This is a genomic window from Marinobacter pelagius, from assembly GCF_900114925.1.
In the GTDB taxonomy this organism is placed as follows: domain Bacteria; phylum Pseudomonadota; class Gammaproteobacteria; order Pseudomonadales; family Oleiphilaceae; genus Marinobacter; species Marinobacter pelagius.
The window spans coordinates 237,316-253,976 of sequence record NZ_FOUR01000001.1; the positions used below are offsets into that span (position 1 = coordinate 237,316).

A 16,661-nucleotide genomic window follows, 5' to 3' on the forward strand; every position below is an offset into this window, starting at 1 on the left:
GGATGAACAGAACCGCAGCAGTACTCACAGGCCTTGCCGTTGTCTTGCTCTCAGGCTGCAAGGTGACGGTGTCCGAAGGTTATGATGACGACTGGGACCGGGATTCCTATACCCCCGGTTTCTTCCTCTACGTGGGTGACACCGGAGATGACTTCCCGGACGATTCCTGGAGCCTGGACGCGGCAGCGGAAGTCTGTGTCGACGATAACCTGTATTTTGAAACCGAGAGCGGCCGGGTCCGGGTCTACGGTTCATCCGCCTACAGCGAAACCGACTTCCGGGCGGCGGCAACCGAACTGGAGCGGCGCATTGATGGAGTGCTGAGCCGGTTCCAGCTGCGCTGGCCGGAGTTTGTCGACGATCGGAGCACCGCGGTTCGCTACCCGGACCGGCTGATTGGTTGCCTGAGCCCGACCGTTTCCCGAACCGAGTTTGCGTCCGCATCGGTTGCGGCCGTCAGCATCATGCCCTATGCCAGCCAGTGGCCCTACGACACCGACCGGATCATCACCCATGAACTGGCCCACTACGTCCAGGAAAACCTGAGCCGTTATCAGGCGCGGGATTCGCTCCTGCCCCTGTGGTTTGCCGAAGGCCAGGCGGCGGTGGTGGCCGGCGAGCCCATTGCGCCGGTCTACCAGCACTATGATTACGATCCGCTGCTGGATGTCACGGTCTACGACGCCACCACCGCCGACTACCGCTTCGAACACTACGCCCTCGCCTACGACTACCTGGAAGAAGCCAACGGCCAACTGGCCCTGACGGTACTTCTGGATCTTGTCCAGTTCGCGGATTGGGAGGGCCTGGACGGCACGGTCTATTCCGGCGAATCCGAAGCCTTTGTCGAAGCCTTCAACGCCGCCGGGCTGGTGGACCACCGGAACCGTTACCTGAGCCTGGAGCGCTTCAAGACGGAATACCACCAGCTGCTGAATGACAGTTACTGAGAGTCGCCTCAGGCGTACAGCGACTCGATCACATCAATGTATTTTTCGTAGATGTTGCTGCGGCGCACCTTCATGGTCGCCGTCACTTCATCGTCGTCGTGGTCGAGTTCCTTGGTCAGCAGGTGGAAGCGTTTGATCTGCGCCACCTGGGGCAGCTGGTCATTACCCTTCTCGATTTCGGCGCGGATCAGGTCATTGACCTGTTCGTGCTCGGCCAGGCTGCGGAAGGTGGTGTAGGGAATCCGCTCCTGCTCCGCCCACTTGGCCACGGTTTCGAAATCGATCTGGATCAGGGCCGAGACGTACTTGCGCGCCTCCCCGACCACGATGCACTCCTTGATGTAGGGGCTGGCCTTGATGGTGTTCTCGATCTCGGTGGGCGACAGGTTCTTGCCGCCGGCGGTGATCATGATGTCTTTGAGACGGTCGACGATCCTGATTTGGCCGTCACGCCATTCACCCACATCGCCGGTATGGAGCCAGCCGTCCTTAAGTGTTGACGCAGTGGCCTCATCATTCTTGTAATAGCCCTTGAACATGCTGCCGCCACGCATGAGGATTTCGTCCTGCTCCCCGAGCTTGACCTCGACCCCCCTGATCGCCACGCCCACGGTACCGAGCCGGATGTCGTCCAGGGGCTGGGCGGTGGCAACGCCGGTACTTTCCGTCTGACCATAGACCTCCACCAGGGGAATGCCAATGGTCCGGAAGAACGACAGGATACCGGTGGAAATAGGTGCCGCGCCGGTCAGGGCAATGTGACAGCGGCGCAGGCCGATGTAGTTTTGCAGGGCCCGGAAGATCAGCCAGTAGCTGACCCCGTAAACCAGTTTTTCCTTCAGGGTCCATTGCCCACGGTTTTTGGTGGCCATCGGCTCACAGGCCCGCATCGCCCAATTGAAAAGGGCCTGGCGCAGGCGCCCCGTCTCCTGGATCTTGATGTAGATGGCGGAATGCAGCTTTTCCCAGATCCTGGGCACACCCAGGAAAAAAGTCGGAGCGATTTCCCGGAGATCCTCCTGCACGGTCCGCAGGCTTTCCCCGAAACTCACGGTGCTGCCCACATACATCGGCGCAATGTTGGTCAGTGCCTGCTCGGCCACGTGGCAAAGCGGCAGGTAGGACAGGCTGGAGGCATGCCGGTCGACACCCAGCAGTTCAATCAGCCCCGGCGCCGCCGCATGCAGGTTGCCCCAGCTGATCATGGCGCCCTTGGGCCGCCCGGTGGAGCCGGAGGTGTAGATCATCAGCGCAGTATCGTCCATGGCCTGGCTGGCGAGCATCTGGTCAATCAGGTCCGGGTGTTGCGCTTCATACTCGCGGCCCATGGTTTCCACGGCTTCGAAGGCCGTGGGCGGCGCCGGATAGTTGCGCAGGCCCTTCATATCGATGGTGACGCAGTGCTGCAGGTGCGGGAGTTGCGGCCAGGCCTCGATCACCTTGTCGGTCTGTTCCTGATCCTCGCACACCACGATTTCGGCATCGCTGTGTTCCAGTACGTAGGCCACTTCATTCCAGGGACTGGTGGGGTAGACACCGACGCAGATCCCCTTCACAAGGCCGATACCCATCTGGGCAATCACCCACTCCACCCGGTTTTCCGAGATGATCGCCACATGGCCACCCTCGCCGAGGCCAAGTGCACGCAGCCCCAATCCGAAGTGACACGCGCGCTGATAATAGTGCTGCCAGGTGTAGGCCTGCCAGATCCCGAAATCCTTCTGGCGCAGGGCCAGATGATCGGCCCGGTCCCGGGCATGGGCCCGCAACATCTGTGGGAGAGTGAGTTCAGGCACTGCCGGTGTTGTCATGAGAGCCACCGCTTACGACGTTTGTAATGCTTGATATCCCGGTAACTGCGGGTTTCACCTTCGGCGCCACCTACTCCGAGGTAGAACTCCTGGACATCCTCGTTGGCGGTGAGTTTTTCCGTGGGCCCGTCAATCACGATCTTGCCGTTCTCCATGATGTAACCATAGGAGGCGATCGCCAGTGATACTGCCGCGTTCTGTTCCACCAGCAGAATGGCGGTGCCCTGCTCCCGGTTGATCCGGGCGACGATGGTGAAGATCTCCTCCACCAGCAGCGGCGCCAGCCCCAGTGAGGGTTCGTCGAGCATGATCAGGTCCGGCTGCGCAATCAGCGCCCGACCCAGGGCCAGCATCTGCTGCTCACCCCCGGACAGATAGCCCGCCAGCTGCTTGCGCCGTTCCTTGAGTCGCGGGAAATAGTTGTAGACCAGCTCGTAGCTGTCATTCAGTGACGGCTTGCGACCGGTCAGCGCATAGGTGGCGGCGATCAGGTTCTCCTCGACGGTCAGGTCCTCGAACACCCGGCGCCCCTCCATGACGTGAAACAGGCCGTTGCGCACCAGTTTCTCCGGCGGTATGCCCTTCACATCCTGGCCCCGGAACCGCACCTCGCCGGCGGTGACTTCACCGTCTTCCAGGGTCAGCAGACCGGAAACACTTTTCAGAGTGGTGGATTTGCCGGCGCCATTGGAGCCGAGGAGCGCCACAATGGCGCCCTCCGGTACCCGCAGTGACAGGCCCCGGAGGACCTGCACCGCCTTGTTGTAAACCACCTCGATGTTATCGATTTCCAGTAAGGCTTCCATACAGCCCCTCAGTCGAGGTGGATCCAGTCCGACACCGGCTCGTAACGGCCCGCCTCGGCATTGACCCGCCAGATGCGGCCAACCGGGAACGACATGTCTTTCACGGTGACCGGAATGCCGATGATGCCACCGGTGTCCCAGTCCTTGATGGAAGCCAGCGCCTCGGCCATGTTGTCCGCGTTCAGCTCCTTACCGGCATCGAGGGTGCGCTTGATCACTTCGGTCCAGACCATGGCATTGAACCAGCCCTGGATGTAGCCGGTCGGACGGTAGCCAGCGTCAGGATCGCTCTTTTCTGCCTGCGCCCTCAGGGCATCCAGCATCGGGCCGCTTTCCTCGCTGTCGTAATAGTTGTATGGCATGACGCCCATATAGCCATCGGCATCCGCGCCCATCTTGTCGATGATCAGCTTGTCCGAGGACCAGAAGGTGCCCATGAACTTGGTGTCCAGACCCATCTGGCGCATCTGCACCATGAACTCGTTGATCGGCGACAGCACGTAGCCGTGGAACACCACGTAATCCGGACGAACCCGGCGCAACTTCAGGACCTCGGCGGAAACATCCACACTGCCGGGTTTGGTGACGATCTCCTCGACCACCTCGATGCCCAACTCCGCAGCCCGGGCCTTGCCGTTCTCGATGGGATCCTTGCCGAACTCGGTATCGCTGTACACGAAGGCCACGGTCGGCATATCGCCGCCCTCACCCTCCGAGGCGATGTACTCCAGGATGATGCCGAACATCTGGCTATAGTTGGGCCCGGGGATGAACTGGTATGGGTACTGCTCGTTGTCGGTCAGCGCCGTAGCAAACGAGGCGCCACTCATCAGCGTGGTTCCCATGCTGTTGAGCTCCGAGGCGATGGCCTTCATGAAGCCGGTGCTGTCACCGTAATAGGTGGCCGGCGAACTGCTGCCGGAAATCTTCTTGAAGGCCGCCACCGAACGGTCCACCTCGTAGGCGGTGTCTTCCATCACGTATTCCACCGGATGGCCGTTGATGCCGCCCTGGCTGTTGATCCAGTCCGTGTAGTCGGTGAGCCCGGCATGAAGGTGAATGCCGGCAAAGGCAAAGACACCGGAAAGCGGGATGGAACCACCGAACACGATGGGCTCCTTATCCTGGGCCATGGCAGGGGCGGCTACGGTCAACGCAGCAACCAGGCCACCAAGCCCGGCGAGCTTGCGTCCTTTTTTGAGGATGTTTCTGAACATGTTTCTTCTCCTTGCTGCTTCTTGTTGTTGCTGTTGCACGGTCTCTCGAAGAAAGACTCGTTGAAACACGATTAATTCCGGAATGGCCACAGCCGGAAAAACCGGCGGATGCGATGCCAGATCTCCGCCAGGCCATGGGGTTCGAAGATCAGGAAGCCCACGATCAGGGCACCGAAGATGATTTCCAGCATCGGCGACATGAACACGGGGGCGTTGGGATAGAACGGCGTCAGCGCGGCGGTCAGCAGTTTCAGGGCTTCCGGCACCAGGGTCATGAAGGCGGCACCGAGAATGCCCCCCAGCAGGTTCCCCATGCCGCCGACGATCACCGCCGCCAGGTAGAAGATCGACATGGAAAGCGGGAAGCTCTCCGGGGTCACGACCCGATAGAAGTAGGCGAACAGGCCGCCGGCAACACCGGCATAAAAGGAACTGAGCGCAAAGGACATCAGCTTGTAGCGCAGCAGGTTGATGCCCAGGATCTCGGCAGAAATATCCCGGTCCCGGATGGCGATGAAGGCCCGGCCAACCCGGGTCCGCAACACGTTGCGGGCGGCGAACACCATCAGCACCGCCAGCGGCACGATGATGAAATACATCCGGAAGTCGCTCTGGAAGGTCAGACCGAACAGATGCGCCGGCTCCAGGCTCAGCCCACCCATACCGCCGGTGACCGATTCCCACTCGGCAAAGATGAAATGCAGGAACACGCTGGCCGCCAGGGTGGCAATGGCCAGGTACAGCCCTTTGACACGTAGCGAGGGCAGCCCCACCAGAATACCGACGGCGGCGGCCACCAGTCCTGCCAGCAGCAGCGTCACCGGAAACGGCAGGCCGGTGTTGAGGGAGAGCCAGGCCACGGTGTAGGCGCCCACCCCCATGAAGCCCGCCTGGCCCAGGGAAATCAGTCCGGTAAAACCGGTCAGGATATTAAGGCCGGTGGTGCTGATCACGGCAATGCCCACGAGGCAGCCCAGGTACAGCAGATAGGAATCGGCCATGAACGGGAACAACAACAGAATCAGAAGTAACAGGCCGAACCAGAACTTCTGGGTGCTGCTGGTCCAGATTGCCTCATCGGCCTCGTAGGTCTGTTTTGCGTCACCGATGCGCATCTTATACTCGCTCTATTTCGTGGGTGCCGAACAGGCCATAGGGCCGGATAACCAGGATCACCGCCAGCACCACGAAGGTCGCCGGCATCCGGTATTCGCCACCGAGGTAGGCGCCGGCCACGGTTTCCAGCCAGCCGATGAACACGCCAGCCACCAGGGCACCGAGGATGCTGTCCAGTCCACCGACAATCACCACCACCAGCACACTGAGACCGATGATCCCGAACTGCGGGCTAAGCCCGCCGGTGGCGGCCACCAGCACACCGGCCAGGGAGGCCGCGAGTGAGCCGAACACCCACGCCAGGTTGAACACCCGGCGCACGTTGATGCCCATGGAGTAGGCTGCGGCCTGGTCCGAGGCGGTGGCCCGCAGCGCCACGCCCCCGCGGGAGAAGCGGAAATACAGCAGGTAGATGATCAACAGGGCGGAACCGATCAGAAAGCCGTAGGCGATTTTCGGGGCCAGGTAGAGCGGGCCGATAAACACCGGTTCCCGGGGCAGGAAGTTTGGCAGCAACTGCGGATCGGCGGTCCAGATGAATTCCACCAGCCCCACCAGGATGCTGGCGATACCGATGGTCACCATCACCACCGAGATCGGGGACTCCCCCAGCATCGGGCGGATCATGGTCTTCTCGATCACCCCGCCCAGGATACTGCCGCCAATCACCGCCAGTGGCAGTGCAATCCAGGCGGACAGCTCCATACCACCGGCAAACGCCAGGAAAAGGTAGGCGGCAAACATCATGATTTCGCCGATGGCGAAGTTGATCACCCGGGTGGCCTTGTAGATCATCACGAATCCCAGGGCGATCAGGGCATACAGCCCGCCCATGGCCAACCCCGCCAGACTGATTTCACCGAAGAACAACCAGTCCATCAGGCGACCTCCACTTCCGGATTGAGTTTCTTGCGCAGGCTGTCGATATCGCTGTTGCCCAGGTAAGCCTTGATGACTTTCGGGTTTTTCTGCACATCCGCCGGTTCGCCCTCGGTGATGACCTGCCCGAAGTTGAGCACGGCAATGTGGTCGGAGATGTCCATCACCATGCCCATGTCATGTTCCACCATCAGCACGGTCACACCCCACTCTTCCCGGATATCCAGGATGAAGCGGGCCATGTCCTCTTTTTCTTCCCGGTTCATGCCCGCCACCGGTTCGTCCAGCATCAGCACCTTCGGGCGCATGGCCAGCGCCCGGGCCAGCTCGACCCGCTTCTGCAGGCCATAGGACAGGCTGGCCACCGGCTGACGACGGATATGGTCGATCTCCAGGAAGTCGATGATCCGGTGTTCCACTTCCCGGCGCACTTCCATCTCTTCCCGACGGGCGGCCCCGAAGTAGAACATCGAACCCAGCAGCCCGCTTTTCATGTGCACATGGGCACCGAGCTTGATGTTATCGAGTACGGTCATGCCCCGGAACAGGGCGATGTTCTGGAAAGTCCGGGCCAGCCCCAGGGCGGCCCGTTTCGGCGGCTTGATGCCACTGGAAAGCTCCCGCCCTTCATAGCGGATGGTGCCCTGCTGGGGCTTGTAGAAACCGGAGATGCAGTTGAACAGCGACGTCTTGCCCGCCCCGTTCGGACCGATGATGGTGGTGACGGTATTCTCCGGCACACGGAAACTGACGTCCTGCAGCGCTTTTACCCCGCCAAAGGACAAGGACAGGTTACTGACCTCGAGGATACTCACGTATAACACGCCTCAAGATGTTTATGATTGTTGTTATTTGCTGGTCCGGACGAGTCTGGAACGTCCAGACCTAAAAATAGTCGACGCAGCTTCCCCGCGCCAGAAAACCGTGTTCTATATTCAGGGTTCAGGTCCGATAAAAAAGAGGAACAACAATGACCTCCCCCGTGATCCTGCAGTTCGACGAAAACACCGGTGTGGCTACCCTGATCTTCAACCGTCCGGAAGCACTCAATGCCATCGACATTCCCATGGCCGAGGCCTTCCTGGAGGCCGCCAAAGCCCTGAGGGACCAGCCTGGACTTCGGTGCGTGGTGCTGACCGGAGCCGGCCGCGCCTTCATGGCCGGCGGGGATGTCGCCAGCATGGCTGGCGGTCCTGAACAGGCCCGGGAAGTCGTCAATGCCCTGCTGGACGCCCTCAACCCGGCCATTCTGATCCTGCGCGAACTGAACGCCCCGGTCATTGCAGGAGTCCGGGGCTTTGCGGCCGGTGCCGGGCTGAGCCTCGCCCTGGGCGCGGACCTGATTATTGCTGACGCCAACGCCCGGTTCATGGTCGCCTACGATGGCATCGGCACGGTTCCGGACTGCGGGGGCACCTGGTTCCTGAACCGCCGCATCGGTGCCGGTCGGGCCAGTCAGCTGATGCTGCTGGGCCAGACCTTGACCGCCGAGGAGGCGCTGGACTGGGGGCTGATCAACCGGGTTGCCCCCGAAGGTGAGTTTGACGGTGCCCTGACCGACCTTGCCCGCAAGGTTGCGAACGGCCCGAGCCGAGCCTACGCCGCCTTCCGACGGCTCTCGGACGATGCCTTCGGGGGCAGCCTTTCCGGACACCTGGAAGCGGAGAGACAAGCCTTCCTGGAGGCGGTTGGAACTTCGGACTTCCAGGAAGGGGTCGCCGCGTTTCTCGCCAAGCGACCGGCACAATTCCGGGGGCAATGAGCGGTGCGGGCACCCGTACCTGAATAGCCGCACTGCCGCGGTCACGAGATCACACCGCGCTCCCTGAGCGCTTCGATCTCTCCGGGAGACAGGCCGGCAACCCGTTGCAACACCTGCTCGGACTGCTCGCCGAGTAACGGTGGTGCCGTGCGATAGTCCACCGGGGTCAGTTTCAGCTTGATCGGATTACCAACGGTAGGCACCTCGCCCAGGCTGGGGTGAGTGACAGTCTGCCTCATGCCCCGCGCCAGTACCTGGGGGTCCTCAAAGACCTGACCCAGGGTGTTCACCGGTCCGCAGGGCACGCCAGCCTGTTCCAGAATCGCGACCCACTCCCGGGTCGACCGCATCACGGTGGCCTGCCTCAGTTTCGGGATCAGTTCCTTGCGGTTGGCCACCCGGGCCCGGTTGGTGGCAAAGCGTTCATCGCTGGCCCATTCCGGGTGCCCGAGCACGTCGCACAGCCGGGCAAACTGCTGGTCATTACCCACCGTCAGCACCATGTTGCCGTCCGCGGTGGGGAAGTCCTGGTAAGGCACGATGTTGGGGTGGGCATTGCCCATACGCGCCGGTGCCTTGCCGGTGGTCAGGTAATTCATGGCCTGGTTGGCCAGGCAGGCCACCTGCACGTCCAGCAGGGCGGCCTCCACGTACTGCCCTTCCCCGGTCCGGTCCCGGTGGCTGAGGGCAGCGAGCACTCCGATGGTGGCGTAGAGCCCGGTCATGATGTCCGTCAATGCCACGCCGACCTTCATGGGCCCCGCCCCGGGCTCGCCATCTGGCTGGCCGGTGATGCTCATCAGCCCGCCCATGGCCTGGATCAGGAAGTCATAGCCCGGGCGGGCGGCGTAAGGGCCATCCTGGCCAAAGCCGGTAATGGAGCAATAGATGAGTTTCGGATTGATGCGCCTGAGGCTGTCGTAATCCAGGCCGTAGCGCTTGAGACCGCCGACCTTGAAGTTCTCCAGCACCACATCCGATTCGGCCACCAGCTTGCGGACCAGCGCCTGCCCCTCGGGATGGGCGATATCCACGGCCAGGGACTGCTTGTTGCGATTGGCGGTCAGGAAGTAGGCGGACAACTCGGTATTGCCATCCGCGCCCTGAAGATAGGGCGGCCCCCAGGACCGGGTGTCATCCCCGGTGCCCGGGCGCTCGATCTTGATCACCTCGGCGCCAAGATCTCCGAGAATCTGACCCGCCCAGGGGCCAGCCAGAACCCTGGAAAGGTCCAGCACACGCAGGTGCGACAGCGGGCCTGCCATCCGACTCTCCTCGCAACCGACGTGTTAGCGCATGCCACCAAGGCACAGGTATTTGAGCTCCATGAACTCATCCAGGCCATAACGGGAACCTTCCCGGCCCAGGCCGCTTTCCTTGACCCCGCCGAACGGCGCCGCCTCGGTGGAGATGATGCCCTCGTTGATACCGATCATGCCGGTTTCCAGGGCTTCAGCCACGTGCCAGATGCGACGGATGTCATTGCTGTAGAAGTACGCTGCCAGGCCGAATTCCGAATCATTGGCCATGGCAATCGCCTGCTCCTCGGTGTCGAACCGGAACAGCGGTGCCACCGGGCCAAAGGTTTCCTCACTGGCCACCAGCATGTCCTGGGTGACGTCGGTAAGGATGGTCGGCTCGAAGAAGGTACCGCCCAGCGCATGCACCTTGCCACCCAGAGCCACCTTTGCGCCCTTGGTGGTGGCATCCTCGATGTGGCGCCGGACCTTGTCCAGGGCCGCGGCATTGATCAGCGGGCCCTGCTGGGTGTCACCTTCAAGGCCGGCACCCACCACCATCTTGCTGACGGCAGCCTTGAGCTTTTCAACAAATTCGTCATAGACACCGGACTGGACGTAGATGCGATTGGCGCACACGCAGGTCTGCCCGGTGTTGCGGTACTTGGAGGCCATCAGCCCCGCCACCGCGGCATCGAGATCGGCATCGTCGAAGATGATGAACGGGGCATTGCCACCGAGTTCCAGGCTCACTTTCTTGACCGTGCCGCTGGCCTGGCGCATCAGCAGCTTGCCCACCGGCGTGGAGCCGGTGAACGACACCTTGCGGACGACCGGGTTGGTGGTCAGTTCCTCGCCCACCTCCGGCGCCCGAGCTTTCGAGCAGGTCACGATGTTGAGAATCCCGGGCGGGACACCGGCTTCTTCCGCCAGCACCGCCAGGGCCAGGGCGCACAGCGGGGTATCCTCGGCCGGCTTGACCACCACCGGACAGCCGGCGGCCAGGGCCGGGGCCACCTTGCGGGTGATCATGGCCACCGGGAAGTTCCAGGGCGTGATTGCCGCCACCACCCCGATGGGCTGCTTGATCACCACGATGCGCTTGTCACGGCCATGGCCCGGAATCACGTCGCCATAGGCCCGCTTGGCCTCCTCGGCGAACCATTCGATGAAACTGGCGCCGTAACCCACCTCGCCCCGGGCTTCCGCCAGCGGCTTGCCCTGCTCCGCGGTCATCAGCCGGGCCAGGTCTTCCTGGTTCTGCATCACCAGATCAAACCACCGGCGCAGGATACCCGCACGTTCCTTGGCAGGACGGGCACGCCATTCCGGCCAGGCCGCCTCGGCCGCCTGGATGGCCTGTCGGGTATCGTCGGCGCCCATGTCCGGCACGTTGGCCAGATGTTCGCCATTGGCCGGGTTGGTCACCGGCAACAGATCACCGGAACGGGCCTGGACCCATTCACCATTGATATAGGCGCTTTCGCGCAGCAGTTCCGGATTCGTCAAACTGATATTCATCACAGTCCTCACAGGAGAGAGTCATCGCCCTCAGAGCAGATAGCTTTCAATCACATCCCTGACAAAGGCAGCATAGTCGTCAACGGCCACATTCTGGTCGCGGTATTTCCGGCGCTTCAGGTACCAGTCCTGCAACAGGGCCTTGATCATCGAGGCCACCAGCCGGGCATTCCTCGGCCGGTACAGGCCTGCCTCGATACCGTCCTCGATAACACCCAGGAAGATGTCCTCGATCTCCAGTTCGATGGCCACCGCATCCCGCTTCTCCGGTGCCGGCAGGGTCTTCGCTTCCATGTAGGAGAAATAGAACCAGGCCCGCATCAGTTCGCTCAGGTACAGGTGCGCCTTGATCGCCGAGAACAGCTTGTCACGTACGTCATCCACCTCGCCAGTGTAGTGCAACAAAGTGCGGCGGGTGATGGTGAAGCCGTGGCTCTGGATCAGGTGGATCAGGTCGTCCTTGTTGCGAATGTAGGCATAAAGGCCGCCCATGCTCATGCCCGAGTCCGAACACAGATCCCTCAGGGTCATGGCATGGAAGCCCTTGGAATTGGCCAGTCTCAGCGTCGACTCGATGATGCGGATCAGGTTCTTGACCGCCGTCGCCTCCTTCTTGATGCTGATCCTGTCCTTGTTCTGGCGATAAACCTCGCGGACCACATCCTCCTTGGACATGCTCAGCTCGTTGCGAAATGCCTCGTAGTTTTCAATCATTGGTACCACGCCTGTCTGCTCCTGCGGCGGGGATTATAAGTCAGATCACGCCACCGACAGGAAGCGGTCCTGGGTTGCCTGATCTCTACGCAACTCATCGCTGGGTGCCTCGTGCACCACCTGCCCTTTTTCAAGAATGTACGCCCTGCGGGCATGCTTGAGGGCGAACTGTACGCTCTGGTCAGTGAACAGAATGGTGGTGGTCTTGCTGAGGTCGTCGATCAGCTCACCGATCTGCTGCACAATAACCGGCGCCAGCCCTTCGTTGGGCTCATCCAGCAGCAACAGCCGCGGCTGGATCATCAGGGACCGGGCCACCGCCAGCATCTGCTGCTGGCCACCGGAAAGCGTGGCGCCATCCTGATCGGCCCGCTCACCCAGCATCTCGTACTTATCGAGGATGCCATCCACGGTCCAGCGCGCGGCACTGCCCTTGCGCTGGTAGGCAGCCACATCCAGATTCTCCCGCACCGTCAGGCCCGGAAAAATCCGCCGGTCTTCCGGCACATAACCGATACCGGCCCGGGCAATCTTATGGGCCGGCAGACCGTGGATAGGCTTGCCATCAAAGATCACCTCGCCGGATCGCGGCGGTGTCAGGCCCATGATGCTTTTCAGGGTCGTACTCTTGCCGGCACCATTCCGTCCCAGAATGCACACGGTCTCGCCCTCGTCCAGTTGCAGCGTGACACCTTGAAGCGCCTGGCTCTCGCCGTAGAAGGTCTGGATATTGCGAACATCAAGAATCATGGGTTGGCCTCCTCGACCGCTTCCTCTTCTTCCTCACCCAGGTAGGCGACACGAACCTCCGGATGGTTCTTCACTTCCTCCGGAGTGCCGGCAAACAGTTTCTCGCCGCGATGCATGACCAGGATGCGGTCGGCCAGATTGAACACCACGTCCATATCATGCTCGGTGATCAGGAAGGTGTAATCACCACTGTCCGCCAGGCTCTTGACCAGCTTGGTGGTGCGCCGGGTCTCGTCCGGGGTCATGCCGGCGGTGGGCTCGTCCAGCAGCACCAGCTTGGGCTGTGTTGCCAGCACCATGGCAATTTCCAGCAAGCGCTTGTCACCGTAACTGATGACCTCGGCCCGCTGATCCTTCAGACCGTCAATGCCCAGCCGTTTCAGATACTCCACGGCTTCCTGCTGGATCCCGGTATTTCGGGAGGCAATATTGAACAGCTTGCGGCTGTGACCATGGTAGGCCGAGAGCACCACTTCCACGTTCTCCTGAACGGTCATCTCAGGGAAGATGTTGTTGATCTGGAACGAACGGGACACCCCCAGCCGACTGATCTTGTGCGGCGGCAGCCCGGTGATGTCCTGGCCGTCCAGGGTGATCTTGCCCTCGGTCGGCAGCATCCGCCCGGACACCATGTTGTAGAAGGTGGTCTTGCCGGCGCCATTGGGACCGATGATGGCAATGGTTTCCTTCGGCATGACTTCCAGGTTGATACCGTTGACTGCGTGGACACCACCAAAACGCTTGGTGAGGTTTTCTATGGTCAGGATTGGCTTGCTCATTTCTTCACCTCCGTCCACCAGTCAAGGGCGGTACCCAGCAGACCCTTACGGAAGAAAATCACCATCATCGCGAGGATGATGCCCAGAACCAGCATCCAGGACTCGGTGTAGCTGGTGATCCAGGTTTCCAGCAGCACGAACACCGCGGAGCCGACGAATGGTCCCAGGAAATAGCCGGTGCCACCGAGAATGGCCATCAGAACCGGTTCGGCGGACATGGACCAGTGCAGCAGCTCCGGACTGGCCACCCGCAGGAACGGGGCAATCAGGCCACCGGCGAGACCGGCAAAGGTACCGGCAATGACAAACGCCACCAGGCGGTAGGTACGCACATTCAGACCGGCGAAGGACACCCGCTCCGGGTTCTGGCGGATCGCCTTGAGGATCATGCCGAAGGAACTGCGGCAGATCAGGTACAGCACCACCGCGGCAATGGCGACGATGGCCAGCACCACATGGTAGTAGACCGCCGGGTTACCCAGGGTCAGGTCCAGGCCAAGGCCGAAGGAGCCCAGGGTGAAACCGGCCAGGCCGTCACTGCCGTTGGTCACGGAGCGCCACTGGTAGGCGATGGCGAACACCATCATGCCGAACGCCAGGGTCAGCATGGCGAAGTAGACCTCGTTGAGGCGGACGCTGAGGAAGCCGATCACCAGGGCCAGCAGCGCGGAAGCGCCCATGGACACCAGCAAACAGGCCAGGAATGGCCACTCCAGGTGGATCAGCACCAGCGCCGTGGCGTAGGAACCGATGCCGAAGAAGGCTGCGTGCCCGAAACTGAGCATGCCGGTGTAGCCGAAGATCAGGTTGAAACTGGCCGCGAACAGGCCAAGGATCAGGATCTCGGTGAGGATGAATATGTAAAAGTAGGAGGCAATCCAGGGCACCGCAATCAACCCCGCGATCACCACGGCCAGAAGGCCCATCAGAATCTTGGTCTTCATGCGGTCGCCCCCTTGCCCATGATGCCATTGGGTTTGAACAACAGAACCAGCGCCATGCCAAGGAACGGCAGCAGCAGGTTCACTTCCGGCAGATAGCGGCCACCAAAGCCGTGAATCAGGCCGAGGACGATGGCGCCGAGCAGTGCGCCCGGGAAACTGCCCAGGCCGCCGATGACCACCACAATGAAGGACTCGATGATGATCTTGTCACCCATGCCCGGGTCCAGGGCCCGCATCGGCGCTGCCACCACGCCACCAACGGCGGCCAGCCAGGCCCCGAAGGCGAACACGCCGGTGACCACCATGCGGGTGTTGATGCACAGGGCTTCGGCCATGTCCCGGTCCAGTGCCGCCGCGCGCATGATGCGACCCACGCGGGTGCGATTGAACAGGTACCAGAGCCCCGCCAGCAACAGCAGGCCGATGACAATCACGAACAGGCTGTAAGTGGCCACGGAACTGCCCAACAGCTGCACCGAGCCGGACAGCAACTGAGGCGGCTGGACCACCTGGATGCCGCTACCCCAGATGGTGCGGACACTCTCGTTGATGATCAGCAGGATCGCGAAGGTCAGCAGCAGGCTGTCCGCCACGTCCCGGCTGTAGATGAATCGCAACAGCACCCGATCGATGATGACGGCCAGGATGGCCACACCGATTGGTGCCAGTAACAGGGCTGCCCAGAAGGGCATTCCCACAAGATTGATCAGGGTGAACGCCAGATAGGCTCCCAGCATGTAGAGAGCCCCGTGGGCAAAGTTAATGATGTTCAGAACACCGAACACGATATTCAGACCCACTGCGATGATGAATAGCAGCAGCCCGATATCGAGACTGTTCAGCAACGCCGCTCCGATGCCAGACATGGATTACCTCATTAGGTTAGGGCCGGTTACGTGGCGCCCCGGAGGGCGCCACGGCAAGCTGTTGAAAAGGTTCAGATCAGAGCTTGCATCCGGTCTCTTCGATGGTGCGGGCTACTTCTTCACCGTCAAAGATCTGCAGGTTGGTCAGGGTCCGGATACCGTGCTCTGGATGCATCGGGCCGGAAACACCCCAGTTCGGGCTGACCATGGCCTGGTTATCGCCTTTGCGGAAAGTCACCGTACCGTTCGGGGCTTCCATGCTCATGCCACTGAGGGCCTTGGCCACAGCCGGACCCTCGGTGGTTCCGGCCGCTTCCATCGCCTGCTTGTAGGCATAGATGGCAGCGTAGGCACCCTCGGCGTTATAGCTCGGCGGATTGCCGTAGGCATCGATGTAGGCCTTCACGAAACGGTCGTTGATGTCGTTGTCGTAGGCCTCGTACCAGTAGCGGGTGGACAGGTGCACACCCTCGGGCATTTCCTCACCCAGGGCGGACAGCACTTCGGTGGCCGCACCGACGGTGAACATGAGCTCCATGTCCTTCTCGAAGAAGCCACGGTTATTGGCCTGACGGATGAAGTTGACCAGGTCACCACCCCAGACGGAAATCAGCACACCCTCGGCATCGGAGTTCATTACCCTGTCAATGAACGGGGTGAAGTCCTCGGCACCGAAGCGCGGGAAGTTGGTCTCGGACATCAGGTTCACGTCCGGTTTGATGTCCTTGAGGTAGTTACCGAAGAACTCCCAGGACTGGTGACCGAAGGCGTAGTCCGGACCGATGGTGGTCCAGTTGGTGGCATCGGTTTCCGCCGCCACCATCGCCGCTGCCTTCATGTTCTGGGCCACGTTGACGCTGATGCGGTAGGTGAACGGGTTACACAGCTTGCCGGTGACATCAGGCGTGGCCGCGTGGGTGATGATCAGCGGCTTCTGCAGCTCCGGCATGGTCGGCACCATGCCCTGGGCCACACCCGAGCTGTCCAGGCCCACCAGAGCGTCTGCCCCTTCGGAGTAGACCAGCTTGCGGGCGGCCTGGATGGCCACCGAGGCCTTGCCCTGGCTGTCCTCGTAGATCATTTCCACCTGCCGGCCGAGAATACCCCCGGAGGCATTGATTTCATTGACCGCCAGATCAATGCCCTTCTGGGCAAACTCACCGTAGGTGGCAGCACTGCCGGAAAGGATGTAGAGGCCGCCGATCCGGATCGGATCCTCGGCATAGCTGGTCCCGGCGGTAGTCAGGGTCGCGGCTGCGGTCATCGCAACCAGCAGTTTCTTCATGCTTGTTTTCTTCATGGTATTGC

General features: G+C 61.5%; 16 protein-coding genes. 2 read left to right on the forward strand and 14 right to left on the reverse strand.

Translation table 11 applies throughout. The annotated features are described in order from the left end of the window. Window positions 1-2 precede the first annotated feature (2 nt). Window positions 3-950: a gluzincin family metallopeptidase gene (locus BM254_RS01065; protein WP_091997668.1), complete on the forward strand. Its 948-nt coding sequence runs from the start codon at window positions 3-5 to the stop codon at window positions 948-950. Window positions 951-958: 8 nt separating this feature from the next. Here BM254_RS01065 and BM254_RS01070 read toward each other — a convergent pair whose 3' ends face one another. The 6 genes from BM254_RS01070 to BM254_RS01095 form a co-directional block, all read right to left on the reverse strand. Next, complete coding sequence (locus BM254_RS01070; RefSeq protein ID WP_091997670.1) at window positions 959-2,761, reverse strand: AMP-dependent synthetase/ligase; 1,803 nt, start codon at window positions 2,759-2,761, stop codon at window positions 959-961. Then, on the reverse strand, window positions 2,758-3,567 hold the full coding sequence (locus tag BM254_RS01075) for an ABC transporter ATP-binding protein (RefSeq protein ID WP_091997672.1): 810 nt from the start codon (window positions 3,565-3,567) through the stop codon (window positions 2,758-2,760). Before BM254_RS01075 ends, BM254_RS01070 begins: the two co-directional genes overlap by 4 nt. A gap of 8 nt (window positions 3,568-3,575) precedes the next feature. After that, window positions 3,576-4,784 carry an ABC transporter substrate-binding protein gene (locus BM254_RS01080; RefSeq protein ID WP_091997675.1) on the reverse strand — a complete coding sequence of 403 codons (1,209 nt, stop codon included), beginning with the start codon at window positions 4,782-4,784 and terminating at the stop codon, window positions 3,576-3,578. Between the two features lie 71 nt (window positions 4,785-4,855). Continuing rightward, window positions 4,856-5,899 (reverse strand): branched-chain amino acid ABC transporter permease, encoded by a 1,044-nt coding sequence (locus BM254_RS01085; RefSeq protein ID WP_091997678.1) that lies wholly within the window; start codon window positions 5,897-5,899, stop codon window positions 4,856-4,858. Between the two features lies 1 nt (window position 5,900). Continuing rightward, window positions 5,901-6,779, reverse strand: coding sequence for a branched-chain amino acid ABC transporter permease (locus tag BM254_RS01090; protein WP_091997681.1), 879 nt, complete (start codon window positions 6,777-6,779; stop codon window positions 5,901-5,903). Further along, complete coding sequence (locus BM254_RS01095; RefSeq protein WP_091997683.1) at window positions 6,779-7,594, reverse strand: ABC transporter ATP-binding protein; 816 nt, start codon at window positions 7,592-7,594, stop codon at window positions 6,779-6,781. The genes BM254_RS01090 and BM254_RS01095 overlap by 1 nt, the downstream gene beginning before the upstream one ends. A 155-nt stretch (window positions 7,595-7,749) precedes the next feature. On the opposite strand from BM254_RS01095, the gene BM254_RS01100 reads away from it, so the two are divergent. Further along, complete coding sequence (locus BM254_RS01100) at window positions 7,750-8,541, forward strand: enoyl-CoA hydratase/isomerase family protein (RefSeq protein WP_091997685.1); 792 nt, start codon at window positions 7,750-7,752, stop codon at window positions 8,539-8,541. A 41-nt stretch (window positions 8,542-8,582) separates the two neighbouring features. On the opposite strand, the gene BM254_RS01105 is transcribed toward BM254_RS01100, so the two are convergent. The 8 genes from BM254_RS01105 to BM254_RS01140 form a co-directional block, all read right to left on the reverse strand. After that, complete coding sequence (locus BM254_RS01105) at window positions 8,583-9,806, reverse strand: CaiB/BaiF CoA transferase family protein (protein ID WP_091997687.1); 1,224 nt, start codon at window positions 9,804-9,806, stop codon at window positions 8,583-8,585. Window positions 9,807-9,830: 24 nt separating this feature from the next. After that, a complete protein-coding gene (locus tag BM254_RS01110; RefSeq protein ID WP_281248023.1) occupies window positions 9,831-11,294 on the reverse strand; it encodes an NAD-dependent succinate-semialdehyde dehydrogenase in 1,464 nt (487 codons plus the stop codon). Window positions 11,295-11,330: 36 nt separating this feature from the next. Continuing rightward, a complete protein-coding gene (locus tag BM254_RS01115; protein WP_091997692.1) occupies window positions 11,331-12,014 on the reverse strand; it encodes a TetR/AcrR family transcriptional regulator in 684 nt (227 codons plus the stop codon). A 45-nt stretch (window positions 12,015-12,059) separates the two neighbouring features. Further along, window positions 12,060-12,764: an ABC transporter ATP-binding protein gene (locus BM254_RS01120; protein ID WP_091997694.1), complete on the reverse strand. Its 705-nt coding sequence runs from the start codon at window positions 12,762-12,764 to the stop codon at window positions 12,060-12,062. Then, a complete protein-coding gene (locus BM254_RS01125) occupies window positions 12,761-13,543 on the reverse strand; it encodes an ABC transporter ATP-binding protein (protein ID WP_091997696.1) in 783 nt (260 codons plus the stop codon). The genes BM254_RS01120 and BM254_RS01125 overlap by 4 nt, the downstream gene beginning before the upstream one ends. After that, window positions 13,540-14,487 (reverse strand): branched-chain amino acid ABC transporter permease, encoded by a 948-nt coding sequence (locus BM254_RS01130; RefSeq protein WP_091997699.1) that lies wholly within the window; start codon window positions 14,485-14,487, stop codon window positions 13,540-13,542. The genes BM254_RS01125 and BM254_RS01130 overlap by 4 nt, the downstream gene beginning before the upstream one ends. Further along, complete coding sequence (locus BM254_RS01135) at window positions 14,484-15,353, reverse strand: branched-chain amino acid ABC transporter permease (RefSeq protein ID WP_091997700.1); 870 nt, start codon at window positions 15,351-15,353, stop codon at window positions 14,484-14,486. The genes BM254_RS01130 and BM254_RS01135 overlap by 4 nt, the downstream gene beginning before the upstream one ends. A 76-nt stretch (window positions 15,354-15,429) precedes the next feature. Beyond that, window positions 15,430-16,653, reverse strand: coding sequence for an ABC transporter substrate-binding protein (locus BM254_RS01140; RefSeq protein WP_091997702.1), 1,224 nt, complete (start codon window positions 16,651-16,653; stop codon window positions 15,430-15,432). Between the last annotated feature and the right edge of the window lie 8 nt (window positions 16,654-16,661).